Source organism: Paraclostridium tenue (assembly GCF_039521565.1).
Classification (GTDB): domain Bacteria; phylum Bacillota; class Clostridia; order Peptostreptococcales; family Peptostreptococcaceae; genus Paraclostridium; species Paraclostridium tenue.
Map to the genome: position 1 here is coordinate 1 of NZ_BAAACP010000055.1, position 785 is coordinate 785.

At 24.8% G+C, this 785-nt stretch carries 1 rRNA gene; it reads right to left on the bottom strand.

The features are described from left to right. Positions 1 to 676 precede the first annotated feature (676 nt). Positions 677 to 785 (bottom strand): 5S ribosomal RNA (gene rrf / locus ABFX13_RS14605); the annotation flags it as partial.

The following is a 785-nucleotide window of genomic DNA, read 5'->3' on the forward strand; positions in this document are numbered from 1 at the left end:
TAATTCTTTAAAAAGAATTTTTATAATTAACCTACTGTTTAATTTTCAAAGTTCATTTATTTGTTTGCCCTTTTCTTAAGGACAAGTAATACTATATCATCTTTTTTTTATAACGTCAACACTTTTTTAAAAATTTTTTATTATTTTTTATTTAATTGATTATTAATCAAATCATTAATATCCAAATTATATAATATACATATTATAGCTTATCTATTTATTAAAATTTCATTGCTTATTTGTACATTTTTTCTTACGCTTAACAACTTCCCCTTCATATACTTACTTTAATTGATATATATTTAAGCCACTGTCATTAATTTAGCGTATTATTGAACTAGAGCTTATTATAAAATTTAAGGACGGTTTGCCTGTATCTTCTTATGAATTTATTATTGTATCCACACACACCTTTATTTCGCTCAAGACAACTTGAGAAATATATCATACCTTTTCTGATAACTTTAAAATTCTTTCTGTAAATAAATTTTTTATCTATAGATGTTGGTTTCTAAATCAATTCAAAATCTATTAATTACTTATTCTCTATTTTTATCCTTGATTATATTGAGTTGATTCTTAAAATAATCGTCTTAAAATTATTATTTATACAATTTCAAAGAAATAGCGTTAAATTATTATAATCTACCACATTAACTTAAAATAAAAAAAGATTACGTGGCTATGTCCTACTCTCCCAGGCAGCTTCCCACCAAGTACCATCGGCGCTAAAGAGCTTAACTTCTGTGTTCGGAATGGGAACAGGTGTATCCTCTTTGCTATAA